Origin of the sequence: Pseudomonas sp. FSL R10-1350, assembly GCF_009600525.1 — a bacterium.
GTDB classification, from domain to species: Bacteria; Pseudomonadota; Gammaproteobacteria; order Pseudomonadales; family Pseudomonadaceae; genus Aquipseudomonas; species Aquipseudomonas helleri.
Genome location: NZ_WIVR01000238.1, coordinates 1 through 268, shown reverse-complemented (window position 1 = coordinate 268; position 268 = coordinate 1). Strand labels below are relative to the sequence as shown.

Sequence of the window (268 nt, the reverse complement as noted above, 5' to 3'; positions counted from 1 at the left end):
CTGATATGGCTATCTGAACACTAAATATAGAGGGTGGAATGGATCAGATTTACATTGTGAGTGGATGGCACGACCAAGAAGGGCAGTTCCAATCTAATGAGAAACGCCTCAACAAGATGCTCAAAGATGAGGGGTGGGTAGTCAAAACAGTCACGCCTTTCAGCTCATACGGGTACGGGTACGGGTCAGTTTCAGTTGCCAGCAGCCAGGTAGTTGGCCACAACCCAAACAAACCAAGTATTGAGTGCTCTGGTCACGACAATGGCTC

Annotated in this window: 1 protein-coding gene; it reads left to right on the top strand. The window is 48.1% G+C overall.

Annotated features, from left to right (window positions below; genetic code table 11):
• Nucleotides 1-38: 38 nt before the first annotated feature.
• Nucleotides 39-268: hypothetical protein (locus GHO25_RS26395; RefSeq protein WP_218581104.1), on the top strand; the 230-nt coding region annotated here is incomplete at its 3' end.